Source organism: Rhizobium sp. BR 317, from assembly GCF_047445835.1.
Lineage (GTDB): Bacteria > Pseudomonadota > Alphaproteobacteria > Rhizobiales > Rhizobiaceae > Rhizobium > Rhizobium paranaense.
The window spans coordinates 1-16,243 of record NZ_JARWLB010000008.1 but is presented as its reverse complement, the minus strand read 5'-3'; the positions used below and the strand labels follow the sequence as shown (position 1 = coordinate 16,243).

The window sequence follows — 16,243 nt, the reverse complement described above, 5'->3', positions numbered from 1 at the left end:
GAAAGTTGGCCGAGGTGCAGCCAGCCAAAAGCGCACCTTGCCGCAGTCGCCTGCGGCCTCAGCCGATTTGGACCATACCTGATTGAAGGCGGAGAGCAAGGACAGGAATTAACAAAAACCGTTCTGCTTCAACAATTGATAAGCCTGAATGACTGCGCGAAACCGTTCCTCCGACCCGCGGTCACCGCCATTGGCATCCGGATGGTGCTTTTTCACCAATTCCTTGTAACGGCTCTTGATCTCGGCGCTGGTGGCGTTCGCAGCCAGCCCCATCGTGTCGAAGGCTTTCGCTTCGAGCGTCTTCAGCTTGCGCTCCTGCGGGAAACGCGGGCCGCGTCCCTGCCCCTGCCCGTCCTTGACGAAACCGAAGGGATCGCGCACGCGGGAATAGGAACCGGAACGGATGTCGGATTGCAGTGGGCTGTTGCGCGCCGATTTGTTGACGCCGACGGTCCAGGTCGGACGATGACCGGTGATGGCTTCCTTCTGGTAGCGCGCGATCTCACCGTCCGAGAGGCCGGAAAAATAATTGTAGCCCTTGTTGTAATCTTTGACGTGCTCGAAGCAGAACAAAAAGAACTGCCCTTCCGCATTGCGCCCGACCGGCGCACGATGCGTACCCTTTTTATCGCAGCCGTCCCATTGGCACGTCGGCGGAGCCTGTTCGGCCTCCGGCTCGCGTTTGCGGCGGGTTCGAATGCGATCGAAATATTTTGAATCGAGTCTCATGGCGCCCTAATTATGGGGCCTCAGCCACCCCACAACAAGAATTGACAAATGGGAATGTTGCAGGCTTTGTGAAACCTTTTTCGCGAACAAGGTACCGGCGGGAATATGGAAACGACGCTTCAATCCCGCATTGAGAAAAAGCTCAACGAAGCCTTCGCGCCCGAACGTCTCGCTGTCATCAACGAAAGCCACTTACATGCCGGTCATCAGCCCGACATGACCGGAACGGGCGAGACCCATATAAGAGTTCGAATCGTCTCCGCCAAGTTCACGGGCATGACACGCCTTGCCCGCCACAGGGCGATCACAGAGCTTTTGAAGCCGGAACTCGATGCCGGCCTGCATGCCCTTGCCGTGGAACCCGCAGCACCGGGCGAAGCCGTGCGGTGGTAACGGCTACTCCGACTTCCCCTCTTCCGTCTCTGCCGGCCTGATCCGAAGCTTTGTGATGCGGTTCTTTTCCCGCTTCATGACGATGAAGCGCTTGCCGTAGAAGGTGAAGGCCTGACGTTCTTCCGGGATGGTCATCGATTCGTGGATGACGAGACCGGCAATCGTCGTCGCCTCTTCGTCGGGCAGATCCCAGTCGAGCGCGCGGTTGAGATCGCGAATCGGTACGACGCCATCGACGACGATCGAGCCATCGGCCTCTTGCCGCACACCCTGGATATCGAGGTCGTGCTCGTCGGAAATATCGCCGACGATCTCTTCCAGAATGTCTTCAAGGGTAACGATCCCCTGCACTTCGCCATATTCGTCGACGACGACTGCAAAATGCTGCTTGCGGCGCAGGAAGGCGTTGAGCTGGTCTTCGAGATTAGTGCTGTCGGGCACGAACCAGGGTTTTTGCGCGATCTTGACGATGTCGAGATTTTCCGGCTCGACATTCGGCTCCGCCAGCGCCCTCAGCAGATCCTTGGCGTGGACGACGCCGATGATGTTGTCGATCGTACCGCGCCAGAGCGGCATGCGCGTATAGGGGCTATCGAGAATGGCGCGGACGACGACTTCCGGCGGATCGTCGGCATTGATGGCGCGCATCGCCGTGCGATGGACCATGATGTCGGAAAGCTCCAGCTCGCCGAGATCGAGCACACCGCCCAGGCGGTCGCGGTCGGCCTTGACCACCGAACCCTCGCGATGCAGCAGATCGACGGCGCCGCGCAGCTCGTCATACGCCGACAGCATCGACACTTCCTTGGAGAGATTGATGCCGAAGAGGCCGAGAATCTGACGAACGATGGCGTTGACGAAGCTCGAAATCGGTCCGACGACGGCAACGAAGAGACGCACCGTGCCGGCGACATTGAGAGCAAAACGGTCCGGCGTCGAGATCGCCCAGCTTTTCGGCAGGACTTCCGCGAAGATGACGAGAATGACCGTCATGGCCGCCGTCGCCAGCGCAACGCCGGAGCTGCCGAACAGGCCGAGAAACAGGCTGGTTGCGATCGATGACGACAGGATGTTGGCGAGATTGTTGCCGATCAGCAGCGCGCCGATCAGCCGGTCACGGCGCTCGATCAACTGCCGCACGATCCCCGCGCGCTCGTCGCCATTCGCCTCCAGCGTATGGATGCGGCTGCGCGAAGCCGCCGTCAGCGCCGTTTCCGAACCGGAGAAAAATGCCGACAGCAGCACGAGCGCGATGATCGAGATGATCTCGGGCCAATATTCCCACAGAGCAGCCAGCGTGCCTTGAACCGTCATTGCGGATGTTTTTCCCTTAGGAAACTGAGAACTTCGGAAGCCGGAACATCATCGGCGACGAAAGATTGCCCGATGCCGCGGGTCAGGATGAAGGTGAGCTTGCCGCTCTTGACCTTCTTGTCCTGAGCGATCGCGTCCATCAACACCTCGGCCGGCGGCAGATCGCCCGGAATGTCGCCCATCCGCGTCGGCAGGCCGACCGCCTTCAGATGCGTCTCGACGCGCTTGGCATCGTCAGGGCTTGCCAGATTGAGGCGCGAGGAAAATTCGTGCGCCAGCACCATGCCGATCGAAACGCCCTCGCCATGCACCAGCCGCCGGCTGTCGTAGGCGGTGGCCGCCTCCAACGCATGGCCGAAGGTGTGGCCGAGATTGAGCAGCGCCCGGGGACCGTTTTCGCGCTCGTCGGCAACGACAACGTCGGATTTCGCCTGGCAGCTCGCGGCAATCGCCTCGATGCGTTGAGCGCCGCCGGAGAACACCTCTTTCCAGTTGGCCTCCAGCCAGGCAAAGAAATCCGGCTTGTCGATCAGGCCGTATTTGGCGACCTCGGCATAGCCGGCGCGGAATTCGCGTTCGCTGAGCGTATTCAGCACGTCGGTATCGGCGAGTACGAGATCGGGCTGGTGGAAGACGCCGACTAGGTTCTTGCCGTGATGGGTATTGATGCCGGTCTTGCCGCCGACGGACGAATCCACCTGCGACAGCAGCGAGGTCGGCACCTGTACGAAACGGACGCCGCGGCGCACGATGCCGGCAGCAAAGCCGGCGAGATCGCCGATCACGCCGCCGCCAAGCGCGATGACGGCATCGTTGCGCTCGACACGCGCCGTGAGCACGGCATCGCAGACGGCCATCAAATGCTCGAAGCTCTTTGTCTTCTCGCCGGCCGGCAGGACGAGCTTGGAGGACTGGATACCAGCCTCCTGAAGGCTCGCAATCAGCGCATCGAGATAGAGCGGCGCGACATTTTCGTCTGTGATGACAGCGGCTCTGCGGCCCTTCAACCTTGCTGCGATTTCCTTGCCGGCGCGCGCAATCAGGCCAGGGCCGATCAGAATGTCATAGGCGCGCTCGCCGAGGGGCACGCGGACGAGACGCTCGGCCGATGTGATCGCATTCATGGTGTCTTGCTTCCTTCTTTCCCCTCGACGATGGCCACAAGGACTTCCTTGACCATGACATCCTTGCCCACATCGCGGGACAAAACCGTGAGATCGGCTTCCGCATAGATCGGATAGCGCGCATTCATCAGCTTTTCGAGGGTCTGCTTCGGATTTTCGGTTTTGAGCAGCGGTCGCGTATCGCGCTTGTTGACCCGCTCCCAAAGCACGTCGAGATCGGCCTTCAGCCAGACGGACAGGCCGCTGCGTTTGACATGCCGGCGCGTCCGGTCGTTGATGAAGGCGCCGCCGCCGGTGGAAACGACGCGAGGGCCGCCCTTGAGCAGCCGCTTGATCACCCGCGTTTCCAGCGCCCGGAACTCGTCTTCGCCATAAGCCTCGAACAGCTCGGAAATCGTCATACGCGAAACGCGTTCGATCTCGATATCCGTATCGACGAAGGGAATGCCGAGCTGATGCGCGACCAGCCGGCCGATCGAGGATTTTCCGGCCCCCATTAACCCCACGAGGACAAGGTTGCGCGTGCCCAATACGGCGCGCGCTTTGTCTCTGAGGCTTTCTGCAAGGGTCAGCACTTCTTCGTTCATCGGCCCATTCACAATTTGTTTGGAAACGGTATCGTCAAATGCGCCTGTAGCGTCAAGACGCCGCAACATAAACATGTCTGCAATATCCTTCGGCTAACGCTTGTCGGATATGATTACACTATATCGCCGGACCAATGATTGGGACGAGGAGAGTTTCTGAATGCCGACCCTGTTTCGCTTCCTTGTCATCTGCGCGGTCATCGCCGGATCGGTCTATGGAGCAATGTGGGCTTTAGTGCTCTTCGTCGATCCGCAGCCGCGCGATGTGACGATCCGCATACCCTCCGAACGCGTCAACCCGCCGGCAACCGGCTCGGTCAAGCCGTGAGCGCGGGGATCGCCGTGAAGGATCTGAGCCGCGTCCATATGGAAGCCTTCCTCGAAATGATGAGCGCCGAGCGCGGCGCGGCGGTCAACACGCTGCAGTCCTATGAGCGCGACCTCGACGATCTCCACTCCTTTTTGTCGGAGCGCAAGGTCCGCATGACGGAAGCCGCATCGAACGATCTCGGCGCCTATCTCTCCGGCCTTTCACACCAGGGCTTCAAGCCCTCGTCGCAGGCACGCCGGCTGTCGGCCATGCGCCAGTTCTATAAATTTCTCTATGCCGAGGGTCTGCGCACGGATGATCCCACCGGCATTCTCGACGCGCCGAAGAAGGGCCGCGCCCTGCCGAAGACCATGGGCGTCGACGATGTGACGCGCCTTCTCGCCCAGGCCGAACAGGAAGCGGCCGTCGAAGGTCCCGATCAATTGCAGCATCTGCGCATGCTGGTTTTGCTGGAGCTGCTCTATGCCACCGGCATGCGCGTCAGCGAACTCGTGTCCCTGCCGGCGAAAGTGCTGGACCAGGAAGGCCGTTTCCTGATGATCCGCGGCAAAGGCAACAAGGAGCGGCTGGTGCCCCTGTCACAGTCGGCCATCGCTGCGCTGAAGACCTATGGCCGCCGACAGGCGCTGGAGGCTGCAAACACCAAACAGCCAGTTCCGGAAAGCCCATGGCTCTTTCCCGCAGCCTCCAAGCAGGGCTATCTGCCGCGGCAGGTCTTTGCGCGCGACCTGAAGGATCTCGCCATTCGCGCCGGCCTGACACCCTCGTTGATCTCGCCGCATGTGATGCGCCACGCCTTCGCCAGCCACCTGCTTGCCAATGGCGCGGACCTGCGCGTGGTGCAGGAACTTCTTGGCCATTCCGACATTTCGACCACACAAATCTACACACATGTGCTGGAAGAACGGCTTCACCAACTGGTGCAAACGCATCACCCCCTTGCCAAACAGGCTAAAAAACAGGATTAGGACCGGCACACAGGCTATACGTGCCGTCTCTCGTCACGGGCAAAAGGATCGGAAACGCACCTCATGCACAATTATCTCGACTTCGAAAAACCCATCTCGGATCTCGAAGGCAAGATTCACGAGCTGAAGAAACTGGCAAGCGAAGACGAGAGTATCGATACGTCTGATGAAGTCGGACGGCTCGAAATTCGCGTCCGCGAAGCCATGGCCGACATCTATTCGAAGCTCAATGCCTGGCAGAAGACGCAGGTTGCCCGCCATCCGCAGCGCCCGCATTTCGTCGACTATGCCGGAGCGCTGTTTACGGAATTCACGCCGCTGGCCGGCGACCGCAAATTTTCCGAGGATGCCGCCATCCAGGCGGGCTTCGCCCGTTTCCGCGGCCAGCCTGTCGCTGTCATCGGCCAGGAAAAAGGCAATGACACCAAGACGCGCCTGAAGCACAATTTCGGCAGCGCCCGTCCCGAGGGTTACCGCAAGGCGATCCGCATCCTGGAAATGGCCGACCGTTTTCAACTGCCCGTCGTCACCCTGGTTGATACGGCAGGCGCCTACCCCGGCGTCGGCGCCGAGGAGCGCGGTCAGGCTGAAGCGATTGCCCGCTCCACGGAAATGTGCCTGGGCGTCAAGGTGCCGATCATCTCGGTCGTCATCGGCGAAGGCGGCTCCGGCGGCGCGATCGCGATTGCCACCGGCAATCGCGTCTATATGCTCGAACATTCGATCTACAGCGTGATTTCACCCGAAGGTGCCGCCTCGATCCTCTGGCGCGATTCCACCCGCGCCAAGGAAGCCGCCACCAACATGAAAATCACCGCCGAGGATCTGAAGGGGCTTGGCATCATCGACGGCATCATTCCCGAACCGCTTGGCGGCGCGCATCGCGATCCGCAGACGGTGATTGCCGCGACCGGCGACATGATTTCCAACGCGCTTAGCGAACTTTCCAGCCGTTCGGGCGAACAATTGCGCAGCGACCGCCGTCAGAAATTCCTCAACATGGGTCGCAATCTCTAACTCAGGTTCGAGATTCCTGATGCCCCAAGACGGGAATGAGGCCAAATCTTGGCCACATTCTTGTTATCGAACCCTTTATGACAAAGAAAAGCTTGCGGGTGCGCCGCGAGCACGTCATAGGCTGGTAAGGAATTCTCAAGTATAAGCCGTCTATGATTCCGTTTCATGTTTCGATTTGGCGGCGGCGAACAGATCGTGCCGGCCGCTCTTCATGTCTATGGGCTAAGTCAGAATGCGCATCCGTCACCTTGCCTATGTTTCCCTGATGGCGCTGGCTCTTGCCGGCTGTAACGACACGCTCGAATCCGCGTCGGTCGATCTGTCGACGGTGAAAAACAAGGTCGAGCAGCCGCTTCCGAGCCACATCCTCGCCGACATGTCGAAAAAGGGCATGGACCGCAATTCGCCGATCATGATCCGCATCTTCAAGGAAGAAGGTGCGATGGAGATCCTCAAGGCGAACCAGAGCAATCGCTTCGAGGTCATCGCCGATTATAAGATCTGCGCCTGGTCCGGCCGTCTCGGCCCGAAGGTGAAGGAAGGCGACCGGCAAGCGCCGGAAGGCTTCTACATGCTGACGCCGGCCAACCTCAATCCGAACTCCAAATATTACCTTGCCATCAACACCGGTTTTCCGAACCGCTATGACGCGGCCAACGGCCGCAACGGCGCCAATCTGATGATCCATGGCGCCTGCTCGTCGTCGGGCTGCTATTCGATGACCGACCAGCAGGTGCTGGAGATCTATGCCTTCGCGCGCGACGCCTTCAAGGGCGGCCAGAAGGCGATCCAACTCGAAGCCTATCCCTTCCGCATGACAGCGGAAAACATGGTCAAACACCGCCTCAGCCCCAATATCGAATTCTGGAAGATGCTGAAGGTCGGCTACGACAATTTCGAAGTGACCAAGCGTCCGCCGGAAGTCGAGGTCTGCGAGAAGAAATACGTCTTCAACCAGCAGGCCAGTGGCCCGTTCAACGCCGGCGGCAAATGCCCTGTCATGACCACCCCGCCGGCCCTGCAGACTGCGCTTCTGTCCTACAACAAGCAGTATGACGCCGATTACACCGCCGCTCTGAAGAAATTTGACGGCATGGCCTGGTACGACCCGACCGAAGCCGAACGCAAGGCTGTTGTCGCCAAGCAGCGCAAGGGCCACGATATCGCCTATGCCCCGACCGGCACCGCGCTTGCCGCCGGCAAGATGATGAAGGTGGCTGATCTGGAATCGATGATGGCGAACCAGTCGGGCCAGCAGCTTGCCCGCGGCGCCACGGTCGCCAATCCGACGACGGCAAGCATCCGTATGGCGACGGCCGCCCCGGGTCTCACCGGACAGCCGGTGGCTCAACCCGCCGACATCGCCGTGGCAGCCAACATTCCGGCGAATGTGCCGATCCCGATGGCGAACCCGATGAACCCGGGCGTCAATCCGCTCGCCTATGCACCGCCTCCGGCTGTCGAGACCGCGCAGACCGAAGCCAAGAAGCCGCCCTTCTGGAAGTTCTGGGCCAAGAGTGAATAGCCTGACCGACGAGGTTTACGACCTGCGCGGGCTGAAATGCCCCTATCCGGCGATCAAAACGGAAAAGCGCCTGCGCGGAATGCCGAGCGGCACGACTTTGACGGTCGAAACGACCGATCCCCTCGCCATCATCGACATCCCGCATCTCTGCAATGAAAAGGGCCACGCACTTCTCGCCAGCGAGAAGACCGACAGCGGCCATCGCTTCATCATTCGCAAGGGTTGATCGGCCGCGGTCAGGGGCCATCCTCGTGGTTCGAGGGTCGCCCTTCGACAAGCTCAGGCTCCCGCCTCACCATGAGGATGGAGCGAGCCCGGCATTCCTTGGGCATACCTGACACTGCACTCTGACTATGGGCGACAATGCACAAAGATCAGCCTCACCCTGAAGTGGCCGCAGGGCCCTCGAAGGGCGAGGCGGGTTGCTTGATCTCATCGGAGTGAAACTAAAACCGCATCCCCGGCACCGCCAGCGGGTTGTCCTGCAGCGCCGCCCTATCCGGCGTGTCGACACGCGGCTTGCTCAGGAACGCGTCGAACAGGCCCTTCACGAAGTCTTCGGGCAGATCCTTGGTGATGATCACCATGCGCGTGCGCCGGTCGTCGGGATTGGGCCAGGCGGGCAGGCGCACCGGCGGATGGAAGATATTCTGCACGCCATGCAGCACGACCGGACGCTCCGGCCTGTCGGACATGGCAACGATCGCCTTCATCCGCAGCAGCTTCTCGCCATGCGCGGAACGCAGGAGGTCGATGAACATTTCCAGCGCAATCGGATCGATCGGTTGGCTCTCGACAATCGAGAAGGAGCGGATCGACTCGCCGTGACGGGTCACATCATGGGCGTGCTGATGCCGATGGCCATGATGATGGTGGCCATGGCGATGATGGCCGTGGCCGCCGTGATGATGATCGTGATCGTGCCCGGGCTCGTCATGCCCATGTTCGTGATCATGGTCATCATCATCAGCCTCAAGTTCGTCGCGCAGCCAGCGGCCGACATCGGCGATCTTGGAGGCCGGATCGTAGAGCCCGTTGACGAGAATGGCGGCGCGGCCGGCCGCTTCGCTGTCGGCATTCATGATCTGCGCCCGCGGATTGAGCGCCCGCAGCCGTCCCTCCATCATGCCGAGGGAGGCAGCGCCTTCCAGGCCAGTCTTGGAGATGATCAGCCGGTCGGCAACCGCGACCTGCTTGCGCGCCTCTTCATGATTGTCGAGCGTCTGCAAGCCGTTGACCGCATCGACGACGGTGATCACACCATCCAGGTCGAAATTGGTGGCGATGATCGGATTGCCCATGATCGACTGCATCACCGGCGCCGGATCGGCAAGGCCGGTCGTTTCGATGACGACGCGCTTCAGCGGCCGGATGCGGCCGGTCTGCATAGCGTCCATCAGATTTGCGAGCGTATCCACCAGCTCGCCGCGCACCGTGCAGCAGAGGCAGCCATCGGAGAGCTCGATGATGGCATCGCCGGAGCTTTCGACCAGCAGGTGGTCGATGCCGATATCGCCGAACTCATTGATGATGACAGCCGCATCCCGCATCTCCGCGTCCTTGAGGATGCGATTGAGCAATGTCGATTTGCCGGCTCCGAGAAAACCGGTCAGGATCGAAACCGGCACCCTCTCCTGCGGAACGCTCATGGTTCAGGTCCGATCAGTAAGTGGGACGCGGCATGGGGATGGGAATACCGGTGACACCGCCCGTAACGGCAATTTTGTCGCCCTTCACGGCCTTGTCGCCCTTCGCCGCCACATCGTCCTTGTCGCCCTTGCTTGCGGTGGCAACGTCCTGACCGCCGATCAGGCCGGCATAGACGAAATTCGGCTCGTGATCCATTTCATGGATATAGGGCGACTGCACCTTGGTGCGGCCGGTGGGATCGCGGGTCTCGCTGCGGTGTTGCGCGCCCTTGGCGCTGCAGATGTCGGCGGTGATGTCGGCAACCTCGTCCTGGCCCTGTCCATAGGGCTGCAGGCTTGCCAGCGTATCCCGGCCGGAGAACTGGTTCTCGAAACCCTTTTCGAGGAAATTAGCGGAATCATCGGCGCGTGCGGCAAGGCTGTCCGTTCCGAGAACGACTGAGACCAGCGTACGGCCGTTGCGTGTGGCCGAGGCGATCTGGTTGAAGCCGGAAGCACAGATGAAACCAGTCTTCATGCCGTCGGCGCCATCGAAGCGACCGATGAGCATGTTGATGTTCGGCACCTGCTTGACGCCGTTGGTGAACCCTTCCAGCGAGAAATAGCCGGCATATTGCGGGAACTCGCGGCGGAGCGCCACGCTGACGACCGCAAGATCGCGTGCTGTCGTGTACTGGCCCTTGCCGGGCAGGCCATTGGGATTGATGTAATGCGTGTCACGCATTCCGAGGCGGGCGGCTTCCGCGTTCATGCGCGCGACGAAACCCTGCTCGGAACCGCCGACCGTCTCCGCGATCGCCATCGCGAGGTCGTTGGCGGATTTGACCAACATCATCTTCAGCGCATTGTCGAGCGTCAGCTTCTGGCCCGGCTTGAAATACATCTTCGCGGGCGGCTGCGAAGAGGAAAGCTTGGACATGACAACGGGCGTATCGAGCGTGACCTGGCCGGACTGAAGGGCACGGAAGGCGACATAGACCGTCATCAGCTTGGTCAGCGAAGCCGGATACCACTTGCGGAAGGCGTCTTCATGATCGAGCACCCGGCCGCTGCTGACATCGACGAGGATATGCGGATTGGCTTCGGCCACATGCGCGGTCGACAGGAAAAGCATGGATGCGGCGGCGGCCATGGGAACCAGCCGCAAGGCGGCATACAAACGATTCTGCTTCGTCAGCACGGTCAATCCTTCAGAAGTCCGGAATTTTCTCGAAAGCTCCCCCTATTTAACCTATATGGCTAAGAGAAGGCAAAGGCGATTGACGAGTTTATTGCCAACCGATCACAGCCTTGTGATCACGCGCACGGCATAAAAAAGTGCGATGTGATGTTGAGGGTTGTGTCGGATCAAATTGCTAGACCCGAATCCGATATTGAGCAGCAGGAAAAATCAGCATGCCGATTTTGAACAGAGCCGCCGAACTCCAGGACGAAGTGACGGAATGGCGCCGCTATATCCATACGAGGCCTGAGCTGATGTATGCGGTGGAAAACACCGCTGCCTTCGTGGCAGAAAAGCTCAGGGCATTTGGCGTTGACGAGGTCGTCACCGGCATCGGCCGCACTGGCGTCGTCGGCCTGATCCGCGGCAAGGGCGAAGGCCGTACCGTCGGCCTGCGCGCCGATATGGATGCCCTGCCGCTCACCGAAATCACCGGCAAGCCCTGGGCTTCCGAGACACCCGGCAAGATGCATGCCTGCGGCCATGACGGCCACACCGCCATGCTGCTGGGTGCTGCGAAATATCTTGCCGAAACCCGCAATTTCAATGGCAACATCGCCGTCATCTTCCAGCCGGCCGAAGAGGGTGGCGCCGGCGGCGATGCCATGGTCAAGGACGGCATGATGGAGCGCTTCCGCATCGAGGAAGTCTACGGCATGCACAATCTGCCGGGCCTGCCGGTCGGCCAGTTCGCCATCCGCAAGGGCGCGATCATGGCGGCGACCGACGAGTTCACCGTCACCATCAAGGGGCGCGGCGGCCACGCCGCCATGCCGCACACGACCATCGACCCGATCGCCATCGGCGCGCAGATCGTCACCAACCTGCAGCTCATCGCCTCGCGCAGTGCCAATCCGCTGAAATCGGTGGTCGTCTCCGTCACCAAGTTCAATGGCGGCAACGCCTACAATGTCATCCCGAACGACGCGAGCTTCGTCGGCACCGTACGCACGCTCGATCCGGAAATCCGCGACCTCGCCGAGCGCCGCTTCCGGCAGATCGTCAGCGGCATCGCCGCCAGCCATGATGCCGAGGCGGATATCCAGTTCCACCGCAACTATCCGGTCACCGTCAACCACGCCGACGAGACCGAGCACGCGATTGCCGCCGCAAGCGACATCGCGGGGACTGCCAATGTCATCCCGAACATCGATCCCATGATGGGCGGCGAGGATTTCTCCTACATGCTGAACGCCCGCCCCGGCGCCTTCATCTTCGTCGGCAACGGCGACACCGCCGGCCTGCACAACCCGGCCTACGACTTCAACGACGAAGCCATCGCCCACGGCATCTCCTATTGGGTGCGCCTCGCCGAACAACGCCTGAACGCCTGAGCCTCCACCATCTTTCCGTGCGCCTGACCATGGCGCACGGCCCGGCAAAAGCAGATTGTCTCCGAGACGGGAAAAGGGCTTGGCTTCGGGCCCTTGCTTTTGTATGGATCAATCTCAGTGGTCCCGTAGCTCAGCAGGATAGAGCACTTTTAAGAGCGTACCGGTCGTACCGATTTTATAAGCCATTGAAAATATTGACGTGTCGGTCGGTACGCGTACCGATGCATCCTCATAACCTCGGCAACATAACGTTTCAAGTCCTCGATCTACTCCTTACCTCGAATTCCGGCGTCCTTCGTCTAGCAAACACGGCAGCCGAGCAGGGCGGGGACGCCACCGTGAGCCAGACGATGATGACGAATTCATAAGCCAACGGGTTAACCTCCTTCTAGTGAAATGGCAGCTTCGTGAAGCCAAGGCGAAGACACTGGCGGACGCGATGTGAAATTGCGGTTGCCCAGCTGGGAGGGATAAGCTAATCACAGACTGCATACGCCTGTGGGTCCACGTAGCTCAGCAGGATAGAGCACAGGATTCCTAGTTTTAAATTGGGGGCCACCATTCGAAAGACGGTGGTCGATCTGCTCAAAGTCGGGGAACGCTTCGCTGAACTCTCAGCATGCCAATCCCGAGCCAAGCTTCGGAGAAATCCGATGAAGGTGTAGAGACTGGATGGGTAGCACCTAAAGGCTTCGGCCCATGGTGAAGGGACAGTCCAGACCACGAACGCCCTCGGGCGGCGGCAAAAGCCGAAGTGGTATGAATCCTGGGGTCGGAGGTTCGAATCCTCTCGTGGACGCCACCTCCCTAAAAAAGTTGGGCAATCCTGCCGCAGCCACTCCGTATGTCACGAGACGTTCCTAGACATCGCGCCTTCCCGGGGATGCGCATTTGCGTATCGTCCACATCTACTTGGTCGGCAATCACGCAAGTAAGCGCGGTGGAAAGGAATACCCAGTCAGCGCGAACTTAGGAGTTGCCATCTGCGGCCTGAGAGTAACCGGAACACAACTGTCCGGGCAAAAAGGCGGAGCGAGCTGGTGACACCCAAAAGATTCAAGCGTAGGCTATGCTAATTGTCTCTCTGCATCAGCAAAGATGAAGGAGGGTTGTTACTGACAAAGCTTCGTCGTTGGCGTTGCGGAGGGTGATAACTTATGAAACTAGACTTTCAAAACCACAAGTCATTAGTGATTGCTTTATCGGGAGGAATAGATTCGTACGTCTGTACGTATGCTGCGTTAAAGCAAGGAATTCGAGTCTCTGGCTTTCATGCGATAACAGCGAGACCGGTTGCGAAGATGGAGCGATCGTCGGCCAAATGGCTCGCCAATTCGAAAAATTTCTATTTGGAGATTACCGATTTTAGACAAATGCTAGAGACGCAAGTCGGTTACTTGTCATTTGAAGCTATAGCTTTAGATGAACTCGATACTGATAGGGAATTCGGCGATGGAGGAGGAGTGAGTGTAACCGCTTTCACCACTATTTTGTCCTGCATGATATATTACGCGCATATCGCGGGCAAAGATGGTGTGGTGGTCGGTATGACGAAGGAACAGGCTTCCGGGCGCGACGCAATCGGCGCTTTTTCTGATCTGGAAAGCAGTATCAATAAGCTTAACCCCAAGGCCAACTCTGCTCCGAATATTCTCGCACCCCTTAGGTCTTTATCAAAACAGGAAATAATCAAGCTTGGATTCGATCTAAAAGTTCCGTTTGAAAAGACTTGGAGTTGTACGTCGCCACAACAAACCGTACGACATTGTGGAAAGTGTGCGGGATGCCAAGCAAGAAGGAATGGCTTTAACGCATCTGGGATTGACGATCCCACTGATTATCACGACTAGACTGTGAACGGCGTGGCCTTCTCGCCTGAAATACTCTTCAATGCGAGCGGCAAGGTCGTCGACAAGAAGCAGCTTCTCGTGCGCGCCTGGCGGGCTTGTCATCGCGGAAGGCGATCTCACGGTCCAGATCGCCGCGTTGCGCAAGGCCCTCGACCGGGACCGAGGGGCGGCAGTGGATCGGCACCGTTCCCTGTGTCGACTACCGACTTCCACGCAGTATTCTGACACGCGAATAGCTTCCAGCAGACCCTTGGTAGTGCTGATGCTTTGGCAATGTCAGGAGCAATTCGGAGCGCGCGCCCATCGGCAATGTCCGAAGAACAAGTGAAAATTCGGTCAGAAGTACGTCCGCACGCCGCTGGCCGTGATCAGCACTTCAAGCGCTACTTTAACGAGACTGGCTACCCATATGGTGAGGCCTTGGACGTCTTAATGAAAAAGGCAGGTTTATAGGCCACCAGGTCGGAGATGGACTCGACGCGAACGATCACCCTACAGCGACTTTAGAACATTCAGAGCCGCGCCGCCCATCACTGTCATGCCAATCCGAGCGTTTTTGTTCAATTTGAGCCCGGCAGGTGTCTCAACGAGGATCGAGTTCTCGTCTTTGAGACCTGAGACCCATTGTCGAACGGGCGTGATGTCCAAGAACTCTGGAACGTCATGCGGATCGCTGGTGTCTGTGCGTTGGGCGGGGGCGATCGGGTGGACGTTGGCACTTTCCTTGAGCTCCGCCCGCAGCCGGTTATTTTCCACCTGAAGTCTACGGATCATTTCTCGGAGAATTGTTTCTGCATCAAGCGATTGGGAGGTCTGCGGCTTTACCTTGGAGAAATCAGTCCAGTCATTTTGAGACGTTAGCTCGACCATTGTCTTGTGGGCTTTCCGCCAAACCGCGACCATACGGCGGTAACGATTCTTGATTGTTTGCGGCTTTATGAACGCCCCGTAAGTCCGTTCGCCATAGGACGAGATCAGCGCATAGGTGGGTTCAGCCGAGAGGCCCTCTGCCACTACGAGCTTCGCGCATATCGCGTGGATCGACTTGAAATTAGCCACCGCGTCCTCATCATCAGTGAGGTTGATCAGCGCAAGTGACTCTTCAGCCGCATTCTTTATGATGGCTTTGCATTGCTCAAAGCGGTCGTTACGTTTTGCCTTTTTCGTCATTGGATTAGGTTCACGCTATGCTGAAGAGCCGGCAGCGCGAAAGGCTGCAGTCCGAGCTTCCGTCCAAACAATTCGTCTCTTGCTGGGCGGTCGAGCAATTCGTCCAGGGGGATTGCGCCGTTCTGGGCCGCGATCAATTGTTCAGTGGTAGTGTGGTTTAAGACCTCCTCCACCAAGAACTCGGTGGCCCTTTCCTTTTCTGCCGCACTCATGTTCGACATTGATACGGGCGTCATACCGCTCAGGAAACAGAGCTTATCCGCCCATTGCTGTCGATAGGTCTCCGCATCTGGATCGTGGTGGCTCCGAAAGAATTTCGCTCCTTTGACAATCCGGTGAGCCTGTTGGATTTCCGAAACCTCGGCCCACTCCGTTGTTGGGGCATCAGGATGGGCGATCATAATCTGACCCAAGCTCTCGACCCCGAATTCTTTTGGTTCCATCGAGGCAAAGCTTCGACCTAATTCATTAGCTCTGATGACGGTTTTGGATATGTCTGACTGCTGGTCAGTGATCGTAGTGATCTGCGCAAGGATATCTTTCACGTCCTTAATGAGACCCGCACGACGGGGGTCCGTTGTCGACATCTGACCGAGCAGCGTTTCAGCGGCATCTTGCTCTTCGATGAGTTCATTGATCCGTGTCGCCTTCTTTGCTAGCAGCCTCAGCAGTGCAGTTCCTTTCTCCCGGATCGAGAACGCGAATTTAGGACCCGTCATGAAGTGACGGCACAACAGGCAATTGCCGTCTCCTCCCTCGACCTTCGAATATTTAGACCTATCGACGCCGCCCTTGATTTCCCTGCGAACTGACGTGCCACTGCGAATTTCCTCCAGAATGGATTAGAGTCCGGCCCATTAAAGGACGGACGAATGAAGAAGCAGCGATTTACGGAAGAGCAGATTATTGCGGTGTTGAAGGAGCAGGAAGCTGGCGCGAAGGCGGCCGACCTTTGCCGCAAGCACGGAATTTCAGAAGCAACGTTTTACAACTGGAAAGCCAAATATGGCGGCATGGAGGTCTCCGAGGC

17 protein-coding genes are annotated in these 16,243 nt (G+C 58.8%); 9 read left to right on the top strand and 8 right to left on the bottom strand.

Going from position 1 to position 16,243, the window contains the following annotated elements; all coding sequences use genetic code 11:
- Nucleotides 1–108: 108 nt before the first annotated feature.
- Nucleotides 109–729, bottom strand: a complete 621-nt coding sequence (locus QD357_RS14415) for a J domain-containing protein (RefSeq protein ID WP_107109529.1) — start codon at nucleotides 727–729, stop codon at nucleotides 109–111.
- A gap of 105 nt (nucleotides 730–834) precedes the next feature.
- On the opposite strand from QD357_RS14415, the gene QD357_RS14410 reads away from it, so the two are divergent.
- The gene (locus QD357_RS14410) at nucleotides 835–1,122 is read left to right on the top strand and encodes a BolA family protein (RefSeq protein ID WP_107109530.1); all 288 of its coding nucleotides are present in this window, start codon (nucleotides 835–837) and stop codon (nucleotides 1,120–1,122) included.
- A 3-nt stretch (nucleotides 1,123–1,125) separates the two neighbouring features.
- Here the strand turns inward: QD357_RS14410 and QD357_RS14405 are convergent, their stop codons facing one another.
- From QD357_RS14405 to QD357_RS14395, 3 genes are read right to left on the bottom strand one after another with little or no spacing between them, the layout of a single operon-like run.
- Complete coding sequence (locus QD357_RS14405; RefSeq protein ID WP_107109531.1) at nucleotides 1,126–2,436, bottom strand: HlyC/CorC family transporter; 1,311 nt, start codon at nucleotides 2,434–2,436, stop codon at nucleotides 1,126–1,128.
- Complete coding sequence (gene aroB, locus QD357_RS14400; RefSeq protein ID WP_107109532.1) at nucleotides 2,433–3,560, bottom strand: 3-dehydroquinate synthase; 1,128 nt, start codon at nucleotides 3,558–3,560, stop codon at nucleotides 2,433–2,435. Before aroB ends, QD357_RS14405 begins: the two co-directional genes overlap by 4 nt.
- Nucleotides 3,557–4,147 carry a shikimate kinase gene (locus QD357_RS14395; RefSeq protein WP_107109924.1) on the bottom strand — a complete coding sequence of 197 codons (591 nt, stop codon included), beginning with the start codon at nucleotides 4,145–4,147 and terminating at the stop codon, nucleotides 3,557–3,559. Before QD357_RS14395 ends, aroB begins: the two co-directional genes overlap by 4 nt.
- 160 nt (nucleotides 4,148–4,307) lie before the next feature.
- Between QD357_RS14395 and QD357_RS14390 the strand changes: the two genes are divergently transcribed.
- From QD357_RS14390 to QD357_RS14370, 5 genes are all read left to right on the top strand, one after another.
- Nucleotides 4,308–4,475, top strand: a complete 168-nt coding sequence (locus QD357_RS14390; RefSeq protein ID WP_028754795.1) for a hypothetical protein — start codon at nucleotides 4,308–4,310, stop codon at nucleotides 4,473–4,475.
- Nucleotides 4,476–4,489: 14 nt separating this feature from the next.
- Nucleotides 4,490–5,446, top strand: coding sequence for a site-specific tyrosine recombinase XerD (gene xerD / locus QD357_RS14385; protein ID WP_107109925.1), 957 nt, complete (start codon nucleotides 4,490–4,492; stop codon nucleotides 5,444–5,446).
- 63 nt (nucleotides 5,447–5,509) lie between these two features.
- On the top strand, nucleotides 5,510–6,463 hold the full coding sequence (locus QD357_RS14380; protein WP_107109533.1) for an acetyl-CoA carboxylase carboxyltransferase subunit alpha: 954 nt from the start codon (nucleotides 5,510–5,512) through the stop codon (nucleotides 6,461–6,463).
- 232 nt (nucleotides 6,464–6,695) lie between these two features.
- Nucleotides 6,696–7,988, top strand: coding sequence for a L,D-transpeptidase family protein (locus QD357_RS14375; RefSeq protein WP_107109534.1), 1,293 nt, complete (start codon nucleotides 6,696–6,698; stop codon nucleotides 7,986–7,988).
- Complete coding sequence (locus tag QD357_RS14370; protein WP_107109535.1) at nucleotides 7,981–8,214, top strand: sulfurtransferase TusA family protein; 234 nt, start codon at nucleotides 7,981–7,983, stop codon at nucleotides 8,212–8,214. The genes QD357_RS14375 and QD357_RS14370 overlap by 8 nt, the downstream gene beginning before the upstream one ends.
- Nucleotides 8,215–8,434: 220 nt before the next feature.
- On the opposite strand, the gene QD357_RS14365 is transcribed toward QD357_RS14370, so the two are convergent.
- Entirely contained in the window at nucleotides 8,435–9,637 is a 1,203-nt protein-coding gene (locus QD357_RS14365) for a CobW family GTP-binding protein (protein WP_107109536.1), read from the bottom strand.
- A gap of 13 nt (nucleotides 9,638–9,650) precedes the next feature.
- The gene (locus QD357_RS14360) at nucleotides 9,651–10,817 is read right to left on the bottom strand and encodes a D-alanyl-D-alanine carboxypeptidase family protein (RefSeq protein ID WP_107109537.1); all 1,167 of its coding nucleotides are present in this window, start codon (nucleotides 10,815–10,817) and stop codon (nucleotides 9,651–9,653) included.
- Nucleotides 10,818–11,032: 215 nt separating this feature from the next.
- Here QD357_RS14360 and QD357_RS14355 point away from each other — a divergent pair, with 215 nt between their 5' ends.
- Both QD357_RS14355 and QD357_RS14350 read left to right on the top strand, forming a co-directional pair.
- The gene (locus tag QD357_RS14355; protein WP_107109538.1) at nucleotides 11,033–12,193 is read left to right on the top strand and encodes a M20 aminoacylase family protein; all 1,161 of its coding nucleotides are present in this window, start codon (nucleotides 11,033–11,035) and stop codon (nucleotides 12,191–12,193) included.
- A 1,157-nt stretch (nucleotides 12,194–13,350) separates the two neighbouring features.
- Nucleotides 13,351–14,043 (top strand): 7-cyano-7-deazaguanine synthase, encoded by a 693-nt coding sequence (locus QD357_RS14350; RefSeq protein ID WP_414124471.1) that lies wholly within the window; start codon nucleotides 13,351–13,353, stop codon nucleotides 14,041–14,043.
- 492 nt (nucleotides 14,044–14,535) lie between these two features.
- Here the strand turns inward: QD357_RS14350 and QD357_RS14345 are convergent, their stop codons facing one another.
- Both QD357_RS14345 and QD357_RS14340 read right to left on the bottom strand, forming a co-directional pair.
- A complete protein-coding gene (locus QD357_RS14345) occupies nucleotides 14,536–15,213 on the bottom strand; it encodes a hypothetical protein (protein WP_414124470.1) in 678 nt (225 codons plus the stop codon).
- A complete protein-coding gene (locus QD357_RS14340; protein WP_414124469.1) occupies nucleotides 15,210–15,932 on the bottom strand; it encodes a hypothetical protein in 723 nt (240 codons plus the stop codon). Before QD357_RS14340 ends, QD357_RS14345 begins: the two co-directional genes overlap by 4 nt.
- A gap of 153 nt (nucleotides 15,933–16,085) precedes the next feature.
- Here QD357_RS14340 and QD357_RS14335 point away from each other — a divergent pair.
- Nucleotides 16,086–16,243 (top strand): transposase (locus tag QD357_RS14335; protein ID WP_414124592.1); only part of this gene is annotated, 158 nt, incomplete at its 3' end.

What these genes read in the sequence shown, in the direction of transcription:
- QD357_RS14405 (WP_107109531.1), bottom strand. Translation starts at nt 2,436, where the DNA reads ATGACGGTTCAAGGCACGCTGGCTGCTCTGTGGGAATATTGGCCCGAG.
- QD357_RS14375 (WP_107109534.1), top strand. Translation starts at nt 6,696, where the DNA reads ATGCGCATCCGTCACCTTGCCTATGTTTCCCTGATGGCGCTGGCTCTT.
- QD357_RS14415 (WP_107109529.1), bottom strand. Translation starts at nt 729, where the DNA reads ATGAGACTCGATTCAAAATATTTCGATCGCATTCGAACCCGCCGCAAA.
- QD357_RS14365 (WP_107109536.1), bottom strand. Translation starts at nt 9,637, where the DNA reads ATGAGCGTTCCGCAGGAGAGGGTGCCGGTTTCGATCCTGACCGGTTTT.
- QD357_RS14395 (WP_107109924.1), bottom strand. Translation starts at nt 4,147, where the DNA reads ATGAACGAAGAAGTGCTGACCCTTGCAGAAAGCCTCAGAGACAAAGCG.
- QD357_RS14350 (WP_414124471.1), top strand. Translation starts at nt 13,351, where the DNA reads ATGAAACTAGACTTTCAAAACCACAAGTCATTAGTGATTGCTTTATCG.
- QD357_RS14380 (WP_107109533.1), top strand. Translation starts at nt 5,510, where the DNA reads ATGCACAATTATCTCGACTTCGAAAAACCCATCTCGGATCTCGAAGGC.
- QD357_RS14355 (WP_107109538.1), top strand. Translation starts at nt 11,033, where the DNA reads ATGCCGATTTTGAACAGAGCCGCCGAACTCCAGGACGAAGTGACGGAA.
- QD357_RS14390 (WP_028754795.1), top strand. Translation starts at nt 4,308, where the DNA reads ATGCCGACCCTGTTTCGCTTCCTTGTCATCTGCGCGGTCATCGCCGGA.
- QD357_RS14345 (WP_414124470.1), bottom strand. Translation starts at nt 15,213, where the DNA reads ATGACGAAAAAGGCAAAACGTAACGACCGCTTTGAGCAATGCAAAGCC.
- QD357_RS14340 (WP_414124469.1), bottom strand. Translation starts at nt 15,932, where the DNA reads ATGACGGGTCCTAAATTCGCGTTCTCGATCCGGGAGAAAGGAACTGCA.
- QD357_RS14410 (WP_107109530.1), top strand. Translation starts at nt 835, where the DNA reads ATGGAAACGACGCTTCAATCCCGCATTGAGAAAAAGCTCAACGAAGCC.
- aroB (WP_107109532.1), bottom strand. Translation starts at nt 3,560, where the DNA reads ATGAATGCGATCACATCGGCCGAGCGTCTCGTCCGCGTGCCCCTCGGC.